The sequence below is a fragment of the Oleiphilus sp. HI0067 genome (genome assembly GCF_001635735.1).
Map to the genome: position 1 here is coordinate 1 of NZ_LWFI01001198.1, position 1,572 is coordinate 1,572.

General features: G+C 46.6%; 3 protein-coding genes. 1 reads left to right on the forward strand and 2 read right to left on the reverse strand.

The features are described 5' to 3' along the window. Positions 1-385, reverse strand: a 385-nt coding sequence (locus A3739_RS17790) for a histidine phosphatase family protein (RefSeq protein ID WP_197472407.1), incomplete at its 3' end; no start/stop codon positions are given. Positions 386-490: 105 nt separating this feature from the next. On the opposite strand from A3739_RS17790, the gene A3739_RS17795 reads away from it, so the two are divergent. Then, complete coding sequence (locus A3739_RS17795; RefSeq protein ID WP_068502282.1) at positions 491-772, forward strand: pyrimidine/purine nucleoside phosphorylase; 282 nt, start codon at positions 491-493, stop codon at positions 770-772. A 65-nt stretch (positions 773-837) separates the two neighbouring features. Here A3739_RS17795 and A3739_RS17800 read toward each other — a convergent pair. Further along, on the reverse strand, positions 838-1,572 hold a 735-nt coding region (locus tag A3739_RS17800; protein WP_156502663.1), incomplete at its 5' end, for a CinA family protein.

Genomic DNA, 1,572 nt, shown 5'->3' on the forward strand with positions numbered 1-1,572 from the left:
CTCGTGTCACGAACTGACTGAGCGGTTCTCCGCCAGGAGGCGTATTGTTCTCGGGATCTTGCCAGTACTTAGAAAACGCCTCTTTGTTTCCTTCCATCAATTGCTTATTGGTGAGGCCTTCCCACTCGCCAAATGCAATTTCACGAAACTCTGCATTGATATCGAGATCTAGCGACAGTTTATCTGCCAGTTCACCGGCAAAATAACGACATCGCGATAAAGGCGACGAGACAATACTTGCCCAAGGAGAATGCTCACCTACGGATGTTCGCATTTGCTCCCAGCCTAGCTCTGAGAGTGGATCATCAAGCGTGCCACGAAGTTTTTGCCCACCTTCAGGCTCTCCGTGTCGTATCAGGTCAATAATCGTTTCTGTATTCATCATGTTTCGTCGATTTTGTTCGGCATTTGAGCAAGCTGCGCGTATACTACGCGCCAGTTTTTTGGCCACTCGCGCTCGCGTAGTTGACGTTAATTTTGGAGAATCAGCATGTTATCAGTTAATGAGTACTTTGACGGCAAAGTAAAATCAATCGCATTCGAAGGCAAAGATCTACCTGCAACAGTAGGTGTAATGGTTGCCGGTGAATACACCTTCGGCACAAGCCAAAAAGAATACATGACTGTTGTCGCTGGCGAGCTTCAAGTTAAGTTGCCTGATAGCGACGAATTCGTCAGCTTCACAGATGGCCAAACATTTGAAGTTGAAGCAAATCAGTCTTTCGATCTAGTCGTCCCGACGGATACTGCTTATCTTTGCAAATACGAGTAAGTAATTAAACTCGTGCCCTATGGGTCGCAAATCTACGCGGCCCATAATTTTTCATTTCCAGCGCACTAATTCTTGTTCTTTAAGCTACGTTCTTTGAAATATGCCGCTTCTTCATTGACTTGCATCAGCTCACGACGCAATAGATCGAAACCCAAGGCCGCAACGAGTATTTGAAAGCGTTTTCTGTCTACTGGAAAGTAGAAACAGTGTGCCTTTATCTCACTCTTACTTCCCCACGCCACCCATACAGTACCGACAGGTTTATCTGTTGTACCACCTTGAGGCCCAGCTATTCCTGATACCGCGACACCTAAATCAGCGCCGCTTCGATCCAAGGCGCCTGATAGCATTTGTTCTACAACCGCTTGGCTAACCGCGCCATGTGCAATTAATGTCGCTTCTTCGACGCCGAGCATCTTCTGCTTCATTTCATTGGAGTAAGTAACAAAGCCAGCATCAAATACGCCCGAAGCGCCATCAAGCTCGGTCATCATAGAGCTGATCAGTCCGCCCGTACATGACTCGGCAAAGGTCACACGTTTGCTTTGCGCTAACAATAAATCTTTCACGACATGCGCAATGCTGCGATTATCATCGGTCACAATATGCGCGCCAAATAATTGCTCCACTTGTTCAGAAAAATGCTCGAGCAACGCATAGTCTTGCTCATGATTTGCTTGGAGCTTTAACTCCAACATTGGCAATGAAGCGCGAAACCCAAGCTCCAATTCTTTTGGAAGTTTCAAACCACTCTTAAAAACACGCTCTTGAATGCCTGACTCACCCATTCCAAAAACACG

Bases quoted from the DNA above. Each gene is read 5' to 3' on its own strand.
- A3739_RS17795 (WP_068502282.1), top strand. From the start codon at position 491: ATGTTATCAGTTAATGAGTACTTTGACGGCAAAGTAAAATCAATCGCA.